The 928-nt window shown below is 62.2% G+C and carries 1 protein-coding gene; it reads right to left on the minus strand.

Annotated features, from left to right (window positions below):
* Positions 1-28: 28 nt before the first annotated feature.
* Positions 29-928: transposase (locus C7C56_RS30720; protein WP_502506499.1), on the minus strand; the 900-nt coding region annotated here is incomplete at its 5' end.

Here is a 928-nt window from a genome sequence, read left to right on the forward strand (position 1 = left end):
TCGGCGGCGGCATGGGCGGTTACTGCGGTCAATGCCTGCAGGTTGTCGCAGACGATCTTGGCCGCGACATCCTGGACCACAGCCTGCTGGGACAAGCCGGTGACGTGCTCCAGATTGAGACGTCCCTTGAGGCGTTTGAACGCCTCTTCAATGCTCCAGCGCTGGTGTAGAGATCGCCGAAGCTGCTCGCCGGATAGAGCTTCTGATCGAAGAGATTGGTCATCAAGACTCGCTGCTCGCCATTCGGGGCGACGTGGCGGACCAAGCGCACGCGCTGCGGCTTGCGGGGGCACTCGTAGTCGAGCGCGTCCTGTTTGTCCGGCGCGCGCAGCATGACGATCCGCTCGCTCTCGCCAGAAAGCAGGAATTCGCGCACGCAGGCGAAGCCAGCCTCGGACTGGTCGACGCGCATGCAAAATTTGATGGCGAGATGGTTCAACAAAGCCACCAGCCAACGGCAGGGATAGCCGCGGTCGAGCAGTAGCAGATCGGTAGGAGACAAGCGGTCGAGATGTTCGACCAAGAACTGTCGTTCTCCACGTTCGCCGGCGCCGTGAAGGGAGGCGGCGAGCATCAGGTCGGGGCCGGGCAGAAACATACCGAACAGGATTTGATCGGCAAGAGCGGCGCGTTTGACATGGCTAGCACGCAGTCCGAAACGCACGGTCGAGGCGTCGGCAGCGACTAGACGCAGGCCACGCCAGCGCGGCACGAAACCGTCCTGCTCTGCACGGGCAATGAGCCAGTCGTTGAGCAGTGGAATGCCGGTCAGGGATAGCTTGGCGCGAGCTTTGGCGAAGGCTTGCTCGGACACCTCGTGCATCAGTTGGGCCTGCTGATGCAGGTGGGCGAAAAAGGTGTCCAGTTCGGACTGGACGCTCATGCGCATGCCGGTCAACATGACGGCGACCAAGGCCTGTAAAGGCAG

It is taken from the genome of Massilia glaciei (assembly GCF_003011895.2).
In the GTDB taxonomy this organism is placed as follows: Bacteria; Pseudomonadota; Gammaproteobacteria; order Burkholderiales; family Burkholderiaceae_D; genus Telluria_A; species Telluria_A glaciei.